The sequence below is a fragment of the Thalassospira xianhensis MCCC 1A02616 genome (genome assembly GCF_003326475.1).
Lineage (GTDB): Bacteria > Pseudomonadota > Alphaproteobacteria > Rhodospirillales > Thalassospiraceae > Thalassospira > Thalassospira xianhensis.
In genome coordinates, this window is sequence record NZ_JPWA01000012.1 from 66,171 (window position 1) to 81,070 (window position 14,900).

A 14,900-nucleotide genomic window follows, 5' to 3' on the forward strand; every position below is an offset into this window, starting at 1 on the left:
CTCGAACCTGGTGTTGCTTCGCGCTTAAACAAAGATGCCCCCGGACAAAAGCATGTTCGGAGGCATCAATGAAATCTTGTAATCAAATATTTTCTTAAAATGGAATCTCGTCATCAAGATCCGGAGCGCCAACCGGTGCCGAACCGCCACCCGAGGACCCGCTGTTACCCCAGCCAGCATCAGAACCGCCGCCGTATCCACCACCATTATCTGCGCCGTATCCGCCGCCCGAACCGGAACCACCACCCATTCCGCCGCCTTCGCCGCGGTTATCCAGCATGGTCAGGTTCGAGTTAAAGCCCTCGAGAACGATCTCGGTGGTGTAGTTGTCCTTGCCATCCTGTCCCTGCCATTTGCGGGTACGGAGCTGGCCTTCGATGTAAAGCTTGCTGCCCTTTTTCACAAAGCGTTCGACAACGTCGGCAAGGCCTTCATTGAATACGACAATGCGATGCCATTCGGTACGCTCGCGACGCTCGCCCGACTGACGGTCACGCCATTGTTCCGACGTCGCAATGCTGAAATTGGCAATCTTTTTGCCCGCCTGGGTGAAACGGATTTCAGGATCGCGGCCGAGGTTCCCGACGAGAATGACTTTATTGACACTGCCAGCCATGGGTTATCTTCCAAAGTTTGTGTTGTCCGCCGTTCCGTATGTACGAAACTGGTGAGTTATCATTGCGCAAAAATGCGCTGCATTAAAGTTTCAAGTGCGACGCGATCAGTCTCGTCGAACGAGCCGATATCGACACTATCGACGTCAAGGACAGCAATCAACTGTCCTCGCGCATTAAGAACCGGCACCACGATTTCAGAGTTCGACCGACTGTCACAGGCAATATGCCCGGGAAAGGCATGAACATCTTCGACAAGCTGGGTTTCAAGCGTCGCAGCAGCCGTACCGCAGACACCACGGCCAAACGGAATGCGCAGACAGCCCAAAGTTCCCTGATACGGTCCGACAACCAGTTCATTTTCTTTTTCCGGATCAACGATATAGAAGCCTGTCCAGAAATAATAGTCGAACTTTTGCGCCAGAATGCAGCTAACCGTTGACATCAGGGCTGTGACGTTGGTTTCGCCCTCGGTGATGCTGATCAGTTCTTTTTCGGCTTCCTGATAAAGAGCCTTTTTCTGTTCGGCGTTCACGTGATGCTCCTGCGTTTGTAAGCGCCTAGGAACTACCTGTTTGCCCGCATGGAGACAAGAATAAAATCACCCGTTCCAGACAAGTGTGATCTTATAAAACAGCCCCGGTGCAATGAATGCACCAGGGCTGCTGCAGACCGTCTTGCGACGGACCAGGGAACTCGAAGCTCAAAGGCGTTTACCGCTGTCCTTGTCAAACAGGTGAACCAGATTCGCACTGGTTGCCAGCGACAATTCCTGTCCTTTGTCAAATTGATGCGTGCCTTGCATACGCAAGGTCACATTTTCATTCTTCTCGCCGAACTCAAGATAAATCAGGGTTTCCGCCCCCAGTGATTCGATCATGCGAACCCGGGCTTTCAACGCACCGCTACCATCGGCCTTAAGCGTGAAATGTTCCGGACGCACACCAACAACAAGATCGCGGCCAGCGTCAATAACGTGATCGAGATCAATCTTGCTGCCATCGCCCAGAACAACATGGCTTTTGTCGTCCGCAACCTTACCATCAAGGAAGTTCATTGATGGTGATCCGATGAAGCTTGCAACGAACAGGCTGGCGGGTTTTTCATAGATTTCAATCGGCGTACCAATCTGTTCGGCGATGCCAGCATTCATCACAATCAGGCGATCTGCCAATGTCATGGCCTCAACCTGGTCATGCGTCACATAAACAGATGTAATACCAAGACGTTGCTGAAGATTCTTGATTTCAAGCCGCATGTCGACACGCAACTTGGCGTCAAGGTTGGAGAGCGGTTCGTCAAACAAAAAGACTTTGGGTTCACGCACGATCGCACGGCCCATCGCAACGCGCTGGCGCTGACCACCCGAAAGCTGCTGCGGTTTGCGCTCCAGATAATCGTCGAGTTGCAAAATCTTGGCGGCGTCACGAACTCTGGTATCGATTTCCACCTTGCTGTATCCGCGATTTTTAAGACCATACGCCATATTCGCATAATTGGTCATATGCGGATAAAGCGCGTAGTTCTGAAACACCATGGCGATATCACGATCAGCGGGGGCGACATTGTTCACCACCCTGTCGTCAATCTTGATCTCGCCGCTTGAAATGCCTTCAAGCCCGGCAATCATCCGCAGGAGTGTTGATTTTCCGCAGCCGGACGGGCCCACCAAGACGGTGAATTCCCCGTCACCAATTTCAAGATCAATACCATGCAGGGCTTTGAAACCGTTAGCGTAGGTTTTTTCTGCCCGATTAAGGGTAACAGTTGCCATTTTCGTATCCTGTATGCGGATCTGTGTATTTTAAATCACTGACATCAAATGATTGATCGAGCCTATTTTTCAGTTTCGACCAGACCTTTGACAAACATGCGCTGGAAAATCACCACCACCAGTACCGGTGGTATGGTCGCCATGATTGTCAGTGCGAATGCTTTGGGGAATTGCGGTATCTGCCCGCCTTCGTAGAGCGAGTTGTAGACCTGCTTGATCCCGATCACGATGGTGTAAAGCTGGTCATCGGTCGTCATCAGCAACGGCCACAGATACTGGTTCCAGCCGACCACAAACATGATGATAAAGATCGCCGCGATCATGGTAACTGACAGTGGCACCAGAATATCGAGGAAAAAACGCAACGGCCCTGCCCCGTCCAGACGTGCCGCTTCAAGCAGTTCATCGGGAACCGAACGGTAAAACTGCCGGAAGAAGAATGTGCCCGTGGCTGACGCAATCAACGGCAAAATCAGGCCCGTATAGGTGTTAAGCAACCCCAGTTCCGCAACAACCTCATAAGACGGCACGATGCGGACCTCAAGCGGCAGCAAAAGGGTTGAAAAGATCACCCAGAACAGCGGCACAGCCAGCCTGAACCGGAAATAGACAATGGCATAGGCCGCCATCATTGAAATAATGACTTTCCCGATGGCAAAGCCAAGACCAAGAACCATACTGTTAAACAGCATTTCAAGGGCGGTAACCCGTCCCTTTGTTGCATCGGGATCAAACAGGATTGCCCCGTAATTCTCGATAAAATGCCCGCCAAACCAGAACTGCAAACCGTGTTGGAACAGGTATTCACGGGTATGAGTGGATGATACCAGCGCGATCCAGACCGGCAGGATCATGAATAACGATCCGATAATAAGGATCAGATGATTGGTGATTGTACGCCATTTTGACTGATACATGACGCGCCCCTAATAATGCACTTTGCGTTCGATAAAGCGGAACTGGAACACCGTCAGCACGCTCACCATGATCATCAGCAGCACCGACTGTGCAGAACTGCTGCCCATATCCGCGCCAAGGAAACCATCGACATACACCTTGTAAACAAGGGTCGCGGTTGAACCGCCCGGCGATCCTTTGGTCGAAACGTCAATGATCCCGAATGTTTCGAAGAAGGCATAAGTCAGGTTGATCACCATCAGGAAGAAGGTGGTCGGTGCGAGAAGCGGAAATGTAATGGTCCAGAACCGGCGTTCAGCACTTTTGCAATCAAGCGTCGCGGCTTCGGTTACTGCTTTTGGAATGCCCTGCAATCCCGAAAGGAAGAAGATGAAGTTCACGCTGACCTGTTTCCAAACAGCAATCAGCGTCACGACAAAGGCTGCATCACCAGCATTCTGGATGTGGTTAAACTCGAAACCGAAACTGTTGAACAGCTTGTAAAGATCGCCCATCAGCGGATTGAACAACATATTGCCCAGCAAGCCGGCCACAGGCGGCGCAACGGCATAGCCCCACATCAAAAGCGTTTTGTACGATTTCGCCCCACGGATCACTTCGTCGGCACGCACGGCCAGAAACAGCGAGATGGCGATGGAAAAGAACGCCACAAGGAAGGAAAAGACCGCGGTAAAAATCGCAGATTGCAACCAGGCCCCACTGGCCAGCACATCTGCGAAATTGCGGAACCCGACAAATTGCGAAGACAGGCCAAAGGCGTCTTCAAGCAGGAAAGACTGATAAACTGCCTGGGCCGCAGGCCACAGGAAAAATATCGCAATAATCAGAATTTGCGGTGCGATAAAAAAATAAGGAACCGGGCTATGCCCGAATTGTACGCGTTTCATTACTGACGCAACCCCAAGACTTGTCCAGGAATCGAAAAACAGGGCGGCTGTTTGAAGCCGCCCTGTCAGCGAAATGCTGATTAGTTCGAATAGGTGTCGTTGAAGCGTTTCAGCAACGCATTGCCTTCTTCCTCGATCGCGGCAAATGCCTGATCGATGGTTGCTTCACCATTCATCATCTTATCGACTTCGCGATAGATGACTTCACGGATCTGGACGTAGAAGCCAAGGCGGTAACCTTTGGTCCAGTCGCCACCTTCTTCAGACAACTGCTGGATTCCGACCTCGGCGTCCGGGCTTTCCTCGTAATAACCATCTTTCTTGGCCAGCTCGTAAGCAGCGGTCGTGATCGGAACGTAGCCGGTCTCTTTGTGCCAGTAATACTGGGTTTCCGGTTTGGTCAGGAATTCGAAGAACTTGGCAACGCCTTTATATTCTTCATCCGAGTGACCTGCAAAAGCGAACAGCGAACCACCACCGATGAAGGTGGATTTCGGCGCATCGCCAACGCCTTCCCAATATGGCAGGGTCGAGGTGCCAAATTCAAACTGTGCGGATTTTTTCAAACCACCAAACGAGCCGGATGAACCGATCCACATTGCAACTTTCTGCTGCAGGAAGGCATCCTGGTTTGCGCCCCATGCACGACCGTAGTAGCCGAAGTAACCTTCGTCTTTCCATGCCTTGACGTGCTTCCAGTGGTCTTTGAGAGCATCGTTATTATAAAGCAGTTTCACATCGGTGCTGTCGTAACCGTTATTGGCGGTTGCCATCTGCAGGTTGTGACGGGACATGAAGTTTTCGAAGAAAATCCACGGGCTGTGAGATTCAGCAAAACCTTCAAAGCCTGCTTCTTTCAGCTTCGGCGCAACTTCTTCGAATTCCTGCCAGGTTTTCGGAACGTCGACACCGGCTTTGGCAAGCGCATCCTTGTTGAAATACAAAAGCGGGGTCGAACTGTTGAACGGCATGCCGATCATCTTGTCGTTCGAGTCAGCATAGAAATAGCGGACACCCGGGATATAATCATTGATGTCGAAGCCAACACCATATTTCTGCAGCAAATCGGCAACCGGATAGGTCGCACCCTTTGCGTTAATGATGGTTGCAGCACCGGCATCAAAAATCTGGATGATATGCGGGGCGGTCCCTGCACGCGAAGCCGCAATGCCAGCAGTCATCGTATCTTCATAGCCACCTTTGTTGATGGCAGCGAGATGGTATTCTTCCTGACTATTGTTGAAGTCGGTCGCAATCTGATTGACTACGTCCCCTAACGCCCCATCCATAGCATGCCACCAGACAATTTCCACTGGTCCGCTAGACGGTTCGGACTCCTGCTGTGCGACATCTTCTTTTTGTGTGAAAAAATAAAAGCCGATTGCTACCAATGCAATTAGTAACGCGGCCAACGCGATCAGTTTGCGTTGCATGGTTCTAGTCTCCCAAATAAAAACTTGTCCGTACCAAGCCACCTGTTGCCCGGCTTGATACAACGCATTTGTTTTCATTCGAGGGGGACGTTTCCTCAAGTGACAGTTTTCGGAAATTTACTTTTGATGCGCGGAATGACCGATAAAACTGCCGTTTTTTAGTTTTTGATGTGCATTCGACCCCTTCAAATGTTCATATGAACATCTCATAAATCGAACATCTTGCAAAGGTTTTCAATTATTGAAAGCAACCTTGATTCTCGTTGTTTCCATTCATTCGATGCTTTTCAAGCATTTCAGCCGTTTTCATAATTATTTCGATGTCGTGCATCTATAATATTCTGGTGCAGAGATTTGGCTTTGATGTGCAAACGGGCAGCCTTTCGACTGCCCGTTCAATGTTCATTCGCGAACACGGCTTCATTCTGTCGCCTTGCCCGGCTTACTAGGTATTCTTGTCTCGCTGAACAAAGACTGAAAGCAATGCCAAACCGCCGGAAACAATCATCAGCAACAGCGAAAGCGCATTCAGCACCGGCGTTGATCCCTGTTTGAGCCGGTCAAACATGGCAATAGTTAAAGGCGCATCCGAGCCGACAAGCATCAATGTTGTATTGAAATTTTCAAACGACATCAGGAATGCAACGATCCCTGCCCCGACCAAAGCCGGTTTCAGGAATGGAATGGTAATCGTCCAAAGTGCAGCCTGCCGTGTTGCCCCCAGATTAAGGGCGGCTTCTTCCAGGCTGATATCAAATTTCCGAAGACGTGCGGATATCACCAGTGTGGTTATCGTGGTGATGAAAGCAAATTGGCCAATAATCACCAGAAACAATCCCGGGCGCAGGAAATCAAGATCCCATCCGATCGTTTCTTCAACACCATTTGCAATGGCATTGGAAAAAACGAGGATGGATATGCCCAGAATGACCCCCGGAATAACTAGCGGCGACAATGCAACGACATAAAGAAGGTTTTTACCGGGAAACTGGGCACGTTCAAACAGGAACGCATTACAGGTTCCGACCGTAACCGAAAGCAATGTCACACAAAGTGCGACAAACGCGGAAACTCCGACACTTTCAAGCAGTTTGCTGTCATTGAAAATACCTATATATGGCCCCTCGCTGCCAAAGAACCATTTAAGTGTGGCACCTTCCCACGGCATGGATGGAAACAGGCTGTCGTTAAAGGCAAACACGCCGACAACAATCAGCGGCGCACTGAGATAGATGAAAAACAGTGCGATATACCCGGTATAGATGCCCTTATAGAAACGCGGCTGGGGAATACTTGGAATCATGATTACGCCTCCTCAGCTCACGGTTTCTGAAAGCGTCTGGCGACTAAGTTTCAGGCCGATCCAGACAATCAGGGATGAGAGAACCAGCAACAGGAACCCGAATGCCGATCCGGATTCCCAGTTAAACCGGGTGATGAACTGGGTATAAATCTGTTCCGTGAACCAAAGGCTGTCCTTGCCGCCCAAAAGGTTGGGCGTCAGGTAGTTACCAAGTGTCAGCATGAAAACAACGATGCAGCCCGACGCAATACCGGGCATGGCATGCGGAATGACAATATCGCGGGTTACGGTAAAGGCATTGCCGCCAAGGTCGTATCCGGCCTCAATCAGGCTGTCGTCAAGGCTATCCAGTACCGATACCAGCGGCACCACCATGAACAGCATTGATGTATAGACAAGCCCCACCATGATGGTCGCATCATTGTAAAGCATCTCGATCGGCCCATCCGCGATCCCGGCCCATTGCAGAAAATTGCTGATCACGCCGCTTTCACGCAGCAGGATCATCCAGCCGAAAGTCCGCACCAGCTCTGACACCCAGAACGGGATCAGACACAGCAGGAACAAAACATTCTTGCCTTTGCCCCGCATGACCTTGGCGATGTAATAGGAAACCGGAAAACCTATCATCAGGGTCAGAACCGTCGCCATAAGCGACATCACCGCGGTACGGACATAGGTATTCCAGTAAAGCGGTTCGACGAAAAACTCGATATAGTTGATCAGGCTGAATTCGTACTTGCCGTATGAAATCCGTTCACGCAACGACACCAGAAGCAGATCTACATGCGGCAGGATCACAAGCAGGAACAGCCAAAGTAACAAAGGCATGGCAAGCAACAATGCACCAACTCGCATCGCCCCTGCCTTGCCGGTGGAGGTGGTCATGCCGCGGCCCCCTGTTTTTCAGACTTCGCAAAACAGCGCGTTTGTTCCGCTGCCCACGTCAAATTGACAGTATCGCCCGCTTTCAGGTTGGCGAATGCACCGGTTTGCGGCAAGGCCACCGTCATTTCGTGCCCGGTTGCGCTATCGCGAACCTGCACGCTACTAGCGGCACCGTTAAACAGAACATTCTCGACCTTTGCGCCGATGGCATTATCGGTTTTGCCCTGCCCGTCAATGGCAATGGCTTCGGGACGAACAAACACATCAACCGTTTGGCCCTCGCTCAGTTCCGGATGAACCACGCGGGATGCGACAACAGAACCACCGGTCGGCAGATTGATCACGATCTGGTCGCCCTGTGTCTTACCAACAGTGCCCTTCCAGCGATTGCTTTCGCCAACAAAGCCTGCGACGAAAGCCGTCTGCGGACTGTAATAAAGGTCCTGCGGTGCGCCGACCTGCTCAAATCGGCCGGCATTCATGACCGCCACCTGATCGGACATCACCAATGCTTCGGACTGATCATGCGTGATGTAAACGAATGTCGTACCGATCTCATTCTGCAATTGCTTGAGCTCGACCTTCATATGCTCTCGTAATTTAAGGTCCAGAGCACCGAGTGGCTCGTCAAGAAGCAGCACCGCCGGTTCCAGAACAAGACAGCGTGCAATCGCAATACGCTGTTTCTGGCCGCCTGAAAGCTGACTGATCTGTTTGGGGCCTGAGTCCGGCAGCCCGACACGTGCCAACGTATCATTGACCTTCTTCTCGATTGTCGACCGGTCAACACCGCGACGTTTCAAACCATATGCCACGTTTTCCGCAACATTCATCATCGGAAAAAGTGCCAGATGCTGGAAAACCATATTCACAGGCCGACGATTTGGCGGGACACCCAGCACCGATGAACCATTAATCAGAATGTCACCGGATGTAGGTGCCTGAAAACCGGCAAGCATGCGCAATAGCGTTGTTTTACCGCAACCGCTGGGACCCAAAATGGAAAAGAAAGACCCTTTGGGGATCGCGATTGAAATGGAATCTACCGCGGTAAAAGCATCAAATTTTTTGACCACGTCGCGACATTCAAGGTCGAATTGATCTGCCATGGGAGCCTGCATGAAATGAATTGCCGATGTCCGCCTAAAACCGGTCATCGCAGAAAGGAAAAAAATGCAATGTCCCCGGCATCTTCTGCCGAGGACAATATCATCCGATCCAAACAGGATCAGAACAGCAAATCTTAGTTCGACTGCGCGGCTTTCACACGGTCAAGCGTTTTGCCTTCAATAGCTTCCAATCCAGCCGGGACAGGTGGATACCAGTTGATATTGTCCAAGGCTTCCTGCGGGAAACTAGTCTCGAACTGTTTACGCTGAGCTTCATCAAGAAGGGAACTCGCACCGTTGGACGCAGTATAGTAGCTCGACGCAGCTGTGATACGAGCGGCAATCTCTGGTTTCATGACAAAATTGATCCACTTGTAGGCAGCCTCTTCATTTTCTGCTTTACGCGGAATGGCAAAGGTGTCGACCCAGCCTAAAGCACCAGACGACGGAGCAACAAAATTCATGTCCGGATTATCATTATTGAGCGTCCAGCCACCTGCGTCCCAAGCCATGGCAGCCACGACTTCACCTGAACGAATCAGGTTAAGGAGCGAGTCAGAGCCTTCCCAATAGGTTTTAACGTTCGGCTTGCACTCAATCAACTTTGCTTCAACCTTATCAAGAATCTCCTGATAAGCAGCCTCGTCGTTATAAGCAGCAAATGGATCCATCCCCATCGAGAATGCAAATGCAATCAGGGTTGGGCGGCGAAGTCGGTAAGACACTTTGCCCGCGACTTCATCACTGCAAAGGTCGATATAATCTTTTACCGTGGAAGCTTCGGCAGTGTTCAGAACCAAGCCATCCGTGCCCCATATTTGAGGGACACCATACACTTCACCATCCAATGTGGTGTTCGCTTTTGTTGCCTCAAGCATTGAAGGAATAAAGAGCGACGCGTCAATCTTGGAGAGGTCGATCGGCTTGTAGATGTTGTGCTCGAGCTGTGCACTGGCAATGCGGTCCTGAGACGGTTGGGCCAGATCAAATCCGCCGCCACCTGTTGCGCGCAGCTTGGAAATCATTTCCTCATTGTTTGAGAGGGTGACTTCGACATCGATACCTGTTTCCGCTTCGAACTCAGCGACGACATCATCTGGCACGTACCCACCCCAGGTCAGCAACCGAAGTTCTTCGGCCTGTGCGGTTTGGCCAAGCATCACCATTCCGGCAAGGGCGGTAAGCCCAAGCAGAGAACCGCGCAGTGCGCCATGCTTTTTCGACATTATTTTACCTCTCTGTTGACGTGACGGCACTTCCCCTGTCCGGCGTCAATGTATTCTGTGACATTGCAAACGTTCCGGGACCGCACCAGTATCGCAAGAAACTTTGTTGAAACGAAAGCAAAATCGATCATTTTGCGTTCTTTTGAACAATTCATTTCAATTCTCGCCGTGAAACCAGACTTTCCGCAAGTTAAACTTCTGCAACAATTTTTCGGGGTTTCAGCACCGAAACGCACATGTTTGCAAATAAAAAAGGACAGCCAAATCGGCTGCCCCTTCATATCTAAATATCTGTAAGCTAAACCCTATTCGTCGGCACTATATTCCGCTGGGCATTCCAGCTTGGCATAGGCCTTTCCGTTGGCATCAAACAGATGCGAAGCCCCGGCTTCGGCTGCTGCGTTGACGGTCTCGCTAATTTTAATACGGCTGTGGCCAGGGGCACGAACCGTGAAACGGTCCCCATTCGCGAGCTTGAGATACAGATAGGTAGAGTCGCCAAGTTTCTCGACAACATCGACCTCGCCGGAAATCGACAAATCCCCGTTTTCGCCCAAAGACAGATGCTCCGGCCGGACTCCCAGTTCGACATCCTTGCCAACATCATTGGCGGGCACGTCAAACGGCAGAACAGCCTTGGCGCCCCCCGGCACGGTAACGGTTACCTTGCCCTGTTCAACAGCATCAATATGAACGGTCGTGAAATTCATCGCAGGCGATCCGATAAAGCCGGCAACAAAGCGGGTTTGCGGATGATGATAAAGCTGCATCGGCGATCCGACCTGTTCGACATTGCCAGCATTCATCACAACGATCTTGTCGGCAAGCGTCATGGCTTCGACCTGATCATGCGTGACATAGACAATCGTTGACTTCAGTTCCTGATGCAGTTTGGCAATCTCGATGCGGGTCTGCACACGCAATGCGGCATCAAGGTTCGAAAGCGGTTCATCAAATAGGAACACTTTTGGTTGGCGAACAATCGCGCGGCCAATCGCCACGCGCTGGCGCTGTCCACCCGACAATTCAGACGGACGGCGATCCAGAAGCTGGTCCAGCTGAAGGATACGGGCAGCTTCGCGTACCCGCTGATCAATCGCGCTTTTGTCATGATTGGCCAGTTTCAGACCAAACGCCATGTTCTTGTAGACTGTCATATGCGGATAAAGCGCATATGACTGGAACACCATGGCAATCCCGCGGTCGCGGGGGCTTTTGGTATTCACGACATCCCCGCCGATCATCAGATCACCACCGGTGATGTCTTCCAGACCAGCGATGATACGAAGCAACGTCGATTTGCCGCATCCCGACGGCCCCACAAAGACAACAAATTCGCCGTCCTTAACATCCAGATCGATGCCATGCAGCACATCAACAGCGCCATAGCTTTTGCGGATCTGGTCAAGTTTCAAATCAGCCATTTAGGTAAGCTCCTATCACACCAATACTCATTTCACCGCGCCAGATGTCAGGCCGCGAATAAGTTGTCGGGAGAAAATCAGATAAAGGATCAGGATCGGAATGATTGCGAGGCTCAGCGATGCCAGAACCGCGTTCCAGTCGGTAACGTACTGACCGATGAATTGCTGGATACCCAGCGTGATGGTCTGTTTGCCATCACCCGGTGCCAGGATCAGCGGGAACCAAAGGTCATTCCAGATCGGGATCATGGTGAATACGGCGACAGTTGCCACGGCTGGCCGGATCAGCGGCAGGATAACCGCAAAGAAAATCTTGAATTCACCAACCCCGTCGCAACGGGCGGCTTCTTTCAAATCCTTGGGTATCTGGTGCATGAATTCGGTCAGGATAAAGATCGCAAGCGGCAGTCCTTGTGCAACATAGACAAGGATAAGTGCAGTCAGCGTATTGATAAGGCCCAATTCAACAATCAGGTTCAGGATCGAAACCGAGCCCAGTCGGATCGGCACCATGATGCCAACCGCCAGATAAAGCGCAAGCCATGTATTGCCGGGGAACTTGTATTCCGAAAGCGCCCAGGCCGCCATGGAAGCAAGCAGCAGAACAATTACGATGGTCACGACCGTGACAGTGAAGCTGTTAAAGAAAAACAGCTCGAAATTCGATCTCGCCAGAACCTTTGTAAACCCTTCAAGGCTGAAGGTTTCAGCGTTCGGTAGACTCATTGGGGCGCTGAAAATCCCCTTGCGGGATTTGAACGCGTTAATGATCACGAGAAAGATCGGATACAGCGCAACCAGCGTGTAGGTCAGCAGGATCGCATGCACGATTGCGGCACGCGACATGTCTTCACGACGGATATTTTTAGTCATCATGATCCTGCCGCCTCCTTACAGCTGATAGCGCGCAAGACGGCGCTGCACGGCGAACAGATAGAAAAGAACACCGGCAAGAATGATCAGGAACATCAGCGAGGCAACGGTGGCACCAAGGCTCGGATCACCAAGCTGCAACTGGTAGCCAAAGAATGTGCGATAGAACAGTGTTCCCATGATATCGGTCGAGAAATTAGGCCCCGCCAGCGCACCTTTTACGGCATAAATCAGATCGAACGCATTGAAGTTACCCACAAATGTCAGGATCGACACCATCGCAACCGTCGGCAAAACCAGCGGCAGCTTGATATGCAGGAACACTTCGAAATGGGTTGCGCCATCAACAATTGCCGCATCAACGAGATCATCGGGGATCGCCAGAAGTGCCGCATAAATCAGCATCAGCGGAATACCGACCCACTGCCAGACCGAGATAAAGGATAGCGTGATCAGGGCCGAGCCTTCCTTGCCAAGCCACGGACCAAACAGCGATTTCAGCCCAAAAATATCAAGGATATCGACGCCCACACCCCAGACCGGGCTCAGGATCAGTTGCCAGATGAAACCGACAATCACCACCGACAGCATGGTCGGCATGATCATCATCGTGCGATAGGTGTTGCGAAACCTCAGTTGCGGCAGGCTCAGAATGCCCGCAAGTGCGATCCCGATCGGGTTCTGCACCAGCATGTGAACCGCAAAGAATTTCATATTATTCCAGAAACTGTTCCAGAAGGTCGCCGACCAGTCCGGGTCGCCCAAGATGGTACGATAGTTATCGAAACCGACAAAGGCCATCTCCCCGCCGCTTGGCGTGGTATAAAAACTGAGACGAATGGAATCGATCAGCGGATAGATCATGAACAATGTGTAGATGATCGTCGCAGGTGCCAGAAAGGCAAACACAGGCAGTTTTGCCTTACGCCAATCGGTCATGGGCCCGGAATGCGCCATACCTTATCCTGTCTTTCTGAGATTAAGCGTACGGGGAACTTGCCCCACCGGTCGAAGGCGTTCATCAGAGCGCCTGATTGCAGTCCTTTCGGTCGATTTTGTCCATCAGCGTGACCCGCAGAACTGCGACATATTATCGCAGATACAAGGATGGCAGGCGCAAGAAGTCACCTGCCATCTGTAGTCAGGCCTTACTGATGGGGCGCATACCACTTCGCAAGTCCGGATTCGGCGGCTTTACCGGCCTCTTCCGGGGTAACAGTGCCGTTGATAACCTGTGCGGAAATATTCCACAGCTCGTTTTCAAGGTTCGGCGTGCCACGCGACAGAATCTGATACGAGTTACGAATGGTTGATTCGCATTTCTGACGCCAGCTTACAAACTCGTTGGCAACCGGATCTGTGATTTCGACCTTGTGGTTTGACAACGAGAAGAAGCCCGGCAGTGCGTTCGAATAAAGCGACGCAAATTCAGAACCGGTCATCCATTCAAGGAAGACTTTTGCTTCGGCAGCATTCGGCGATTTGGCATTCAGGCCCAACGCGATATCGGTATGATCACTGATATAGCAGGTGTCAGAACCTTCTGCAGGGGGCGGTGGGAATGCGCCGAATTCGAATTCGGCCTGGCTGTTAAACAGCGAAATATCCCAGGAACCGGCCGGATAGACAGCCGCACGGCCAAGCGAAAACAGGTTCTGCGCATCCGGATAGGAAATGGCCTCATAGCCGTCTGGCAGATAGCTTGCCCAGCTTGCCAGTTCGGCAAAGGTGTCAACATACGGCTTATCGGTGAATTTCTGGCTGCCGTCGATCAGGGCTTTGCGGCCCTCTTCGCCTTTCCAGTAATTCGGACCAATGTTCTGGAAGCCCATGGTGGCGGCTTCCCACTGATCAGCAGTCCCCATTGCCATCGGGATATAGCTGCCTTCTTCCTTGATTTTATCAAGGGCAGCATAGAATTCTGCGCGGGTCTTCGGCACTTCCACACCGGCTGCCTCAAAGGCTTCCTTGTTATAGATGAAGCCGTGAATAACCGACGCCATCGGCAGGCAGAAAGTGACAGAACCATCATCCGTCTGCCATGCGGATTTCGCGACATCTGAGAAATTGTCCATGCCCGCGATATCGTCAAGCGGTGCAAGATTGCCCTGCTTGTAAAGTTCAAGCGACGCATCGAACGGACGGCACGTGATCAGATCGCCAGCCGTACCACCAGCGAATTTCGCATTGATCAGCGCATTGTAATCGGTCGGCGGGGTCGGCGAGAAAGTCACCTTGATTTCCGGATATTCCTTGTTAAAGGCTGGGATAATCTGATCATTCCAGATATCGATATCGTCGTTACGCCAGCTCTCGATCACGAGTTCGCCAGCAGATGCCATCAACGGAACCAGAGCGACACTTGCCGCCAGAGCCGCTGCCAGGCCTTTTGCAAACACTTTATTCGACATTTATGCCTCCTCTGATCAATGTCGGCGGACTGCTATCCCT

At 51.4% G+C, this 14,900-nt stretch carries 14 protein-coding genes; all 14 read right to left on the bottom strand.

All coding sequences use genetic code 11. The features are described 5' to 3' along the window. Positions 1-94: 94 nt before the first annotated feature. Entirely contained in the window at positions 95-616 is a 522-nt protein-coding gene (ssb, locus tag TH5_RS11560; RefSeq protein ID WP_114121989.1) for a single-stranded DNA-binding protein, read from the bottom strand. Positions 617-675: 59 nt separating this feature from the next. Beyond that, entirely contained in the window at positions 676-1,149 is a 474-nt protein-coding gene (locus TH5_RS11565; RefSeq protein WP_114121990.1) for a GAF domain-containing protein, read from the bottom strand. A 168-nt stretch (positions 1,150-1,317) separates the two neighbouring features. Further along, positions 1,318-2,388 (bottom strand): sn-glycerol-3-phosphate import ATP-binding protein UgpC, encoded by a 1,071-nt coding sequence (locus TH5_RS11570; protein ID WP_114121991.1) that lies wholly within the window; start codon positions 2,386-2,388, stop codon positions 1,318-1,320. 62 nt (positions 2,389-2,450) lie between these two features. Beyond that, positions 2,451-3,305 (bottom strand): sn-glycerol-3-phosphate ABC transporter permease UgpE, encoded by an 855-nt coding sequence (ugpE, locus tag TH5_RS11575; RefSeq protein ID WP_114121992.1) that lies wholly within the window; start codon positions 3,303-3,305, stop codon positions 2,451-2,453. Between the two features lie 9 nt (positions 3,306-3,314). Then, entirely contained in the window at positions 3,315-4,193 is an 879-nt protein-coding gene (locus tag TH5_RS11580; RefSeq protein ID WP_114121993.1) for an ABC transporter permease subunit, read from the bottom strand. Positions 4,194-4,273: 80 nt separating this feature from the next. Beyond that, positions 4,274-5,626, bottom strand: a complete 1,353-nt coding sequence (locus TH5_RS11585; RefSeq protein WP_114121994.1) for an extracellular solute-binding protein — start codon at positions 5,624-5,626, stop codon at positions 4,274-4,276. Positions 5,627-6,071: 445 nt separating this feature from the next. Continuing rightward, a complete protein-coding gene (locus TH5_RS11590) occupies positions 6,072-6,929 on the bottom strand; it encodes an ABC transporter permease (protein ID WP_114121995.1) in 858 nt (285 codons plus the stop codon). Between the two features lie 12 nt (positions 6,930-6,941). Next, positions 6,942-7,817 (bottom strand): ABC transporter permease, encoded by an 876-nt coding sequence (locus tag TH5_RS11595; protein WP_114121996.1) that lies wholly within the window; start codon positions 7,815-7,817, stop codon positions 6,942-6,944. Continuing rightward, the gene (locus TH5_RS11600; RefSeq protein WP_114122051.1) at positions 7,814-8,926 is read right to left on the bottom strand and encodes an ABC transporter ATP-binding protein; all 1,113 of its coding nucleotides are present in this window, start codon (positions 8,924-8,926) and stop codon (positions 7,814-7,816) included. Before TH5_RS11600 ends, TH5_RS11595 begins: the two co-directional genes overlap by 4 nt. 134 nt (positions 8,927-9,060) lie before the next feature. Further along, a complete protein-coding gene (locus TH5_RS11605) occupies positions 9,061-10,152 on the bottom strand; it encodes an extracellular solute-binding protein (protein WP_114121997.1) in 1,092 nt (363 codons plus the stop codon). A gap of 305 nt (positions 10,153-10,457) precedes the next feature. Continuing rightward, positions 10,458-11,576 carry an ABC transporter ATP-binding protein gene (locus tag TH5_RS11610; RefSeq protein ID WP_114121998.1) on the bottom strand — a complete coding sequence of 373 codons (1,119 nt, stop codon included), beginning with the start codon at positions 11,574-11,576 and terminating at the stop codon, positions 10,458-10,460. Positions 11,577-11,603: 27 nt separating this feature from the next. Then, positions 11,604-12,452, bottom strand: a complete 849-nt coding sequence (locus tag TH5_RS11615; protein ID WP_114121999.1) for a carbohydrate ABC transporter permease — start codon at positions 12,450-12,452, stop codon at positions 11,604-11,606. A 15-nt stretch (positions 12,453-12,467) separates the two neighbouring features. Beyond that, on the bottom strand, positions 12,468-13,406 hold the full coding sequence (locus tag TH5_RS11620; RefSeq protein WP_114122000.1) for a carbohydrate ABC transporter permease: 939 nt from the start codon (positions 13,404-13,406) through the stop codon (positions 12,468-12,470). Between the two features lie 191 nt (positions 13,407-13,597). Further along, complete coding sequence (locus tag TH5_RS11625) at positions 13,598-14,860, bottom strand: ABC transporter substrate-binding protein (RefSeq protein WP_114122001.1); 1,263 nt, start codon at positions 14,858-14,860, stop codon at positions 13,598-13,600. Positions 14,861-14,900 lie beyond the last annotated feature (40 nt).

What these genes read in the sequence shown, in the direction of transcription:
- ssb (WP_114121989.1), bottom strand. Translation starts at nt 616, where the DNA reads ATGGCTGGCAGTGTCAATAAAGTCATTCTCGTCGGGAACCTCGGCCGC.
- TH5_RS11590 (WP_114121995.1), bottom strand. Translation starts at nt 6,929, where the DNA reads ATGATTCCAAGTATTCCCCAGCCGCGTTTCTATAAGGGCATCTATACC.
- TH5_RS11625 (WP_114122001.1), bottom strand. Translation starts at nt 14,860, where the DNA reads ATGTCGAATAAAGTGTTTGCAAAAGGCCTGGCAGCGGCTCTGGCGGCA.
- TH5_RS11600 (WP_114122051.1), bottom strand. Translation starts at nt 8,926, where the DNA reads ATGGCAGATCAATTCGACCTTGAATGTCGCGACGTGGTCAAAAAATTT.
- TH5_RS11605 (WP_114121997.1), bottom strand. Translation starts at nt 10,152, where the DNA reads ATGTCGAAAAAGCATGGCGCACTGCGCGGTTCTCTGCTTGGGCTTACC.
- TH5_RS11585 (WP_114121994.1), bottom strand. Translation starts at nt 5,626, where the DNA reads ATGCAACGCAAACTGATCGCGTTGGCCGCGTTACTAATTGCATTGGTA.
- TH5_RS11615 (WP_114121999.1), bottom strand. Translation starts at nt 12,452, where the DNA reads ATGATGACTAAAAATATCCGTCGTGAAGACATGTCGCGTGCCGCAATC.
- TH5_RS11580 (WP_114121993.1), bottom strand. Translation starts at nt 4,193, where the DNA reads ATGAAACGCGTACAATTCGGGCATAGCCCGGTTCCTTATTTTTTTATC.
- ugpE (WP_114121992.1), bottom strand. Translation starts at nt 3,305, where the DNA reads ATGTATCAGTCAAAATGGCGTACAATCACCAATCATCTGATCCTTATT.
- TH5_RS11570 (WP_114121991.1), bottom strand. Translation starts at nt 2,388, where the DNA reads ATGGCAACTGTTACCCTTAATCGGGCAGAAAAAACCTACGCTAACGGT.
- TH5_RS11610 (WP_114121998.1), bottom strand. Translation starts at nt 11,576, where the DNA reads ATGGCTGATTTGAAACTTGACCAGATCCGCAAAAGCTATGGCGCTGTT.
- TH5_RS11595 (WP_114121996.1), bottom strand. Translation starts at nt 7,817, where the DNA reads ATGACCACCTCCACCGGCAAGGCAGGGGCGATGCGAGTTGGTGCATTG.
- TH5_RS11620 (WP_114122000.1), bottom strand. Translation starts at nt 13,406, where the DNA reads ATGGCGCATTCCGGGCCCATGACCGATTGGCGTAAGGCAAAACTGCCT.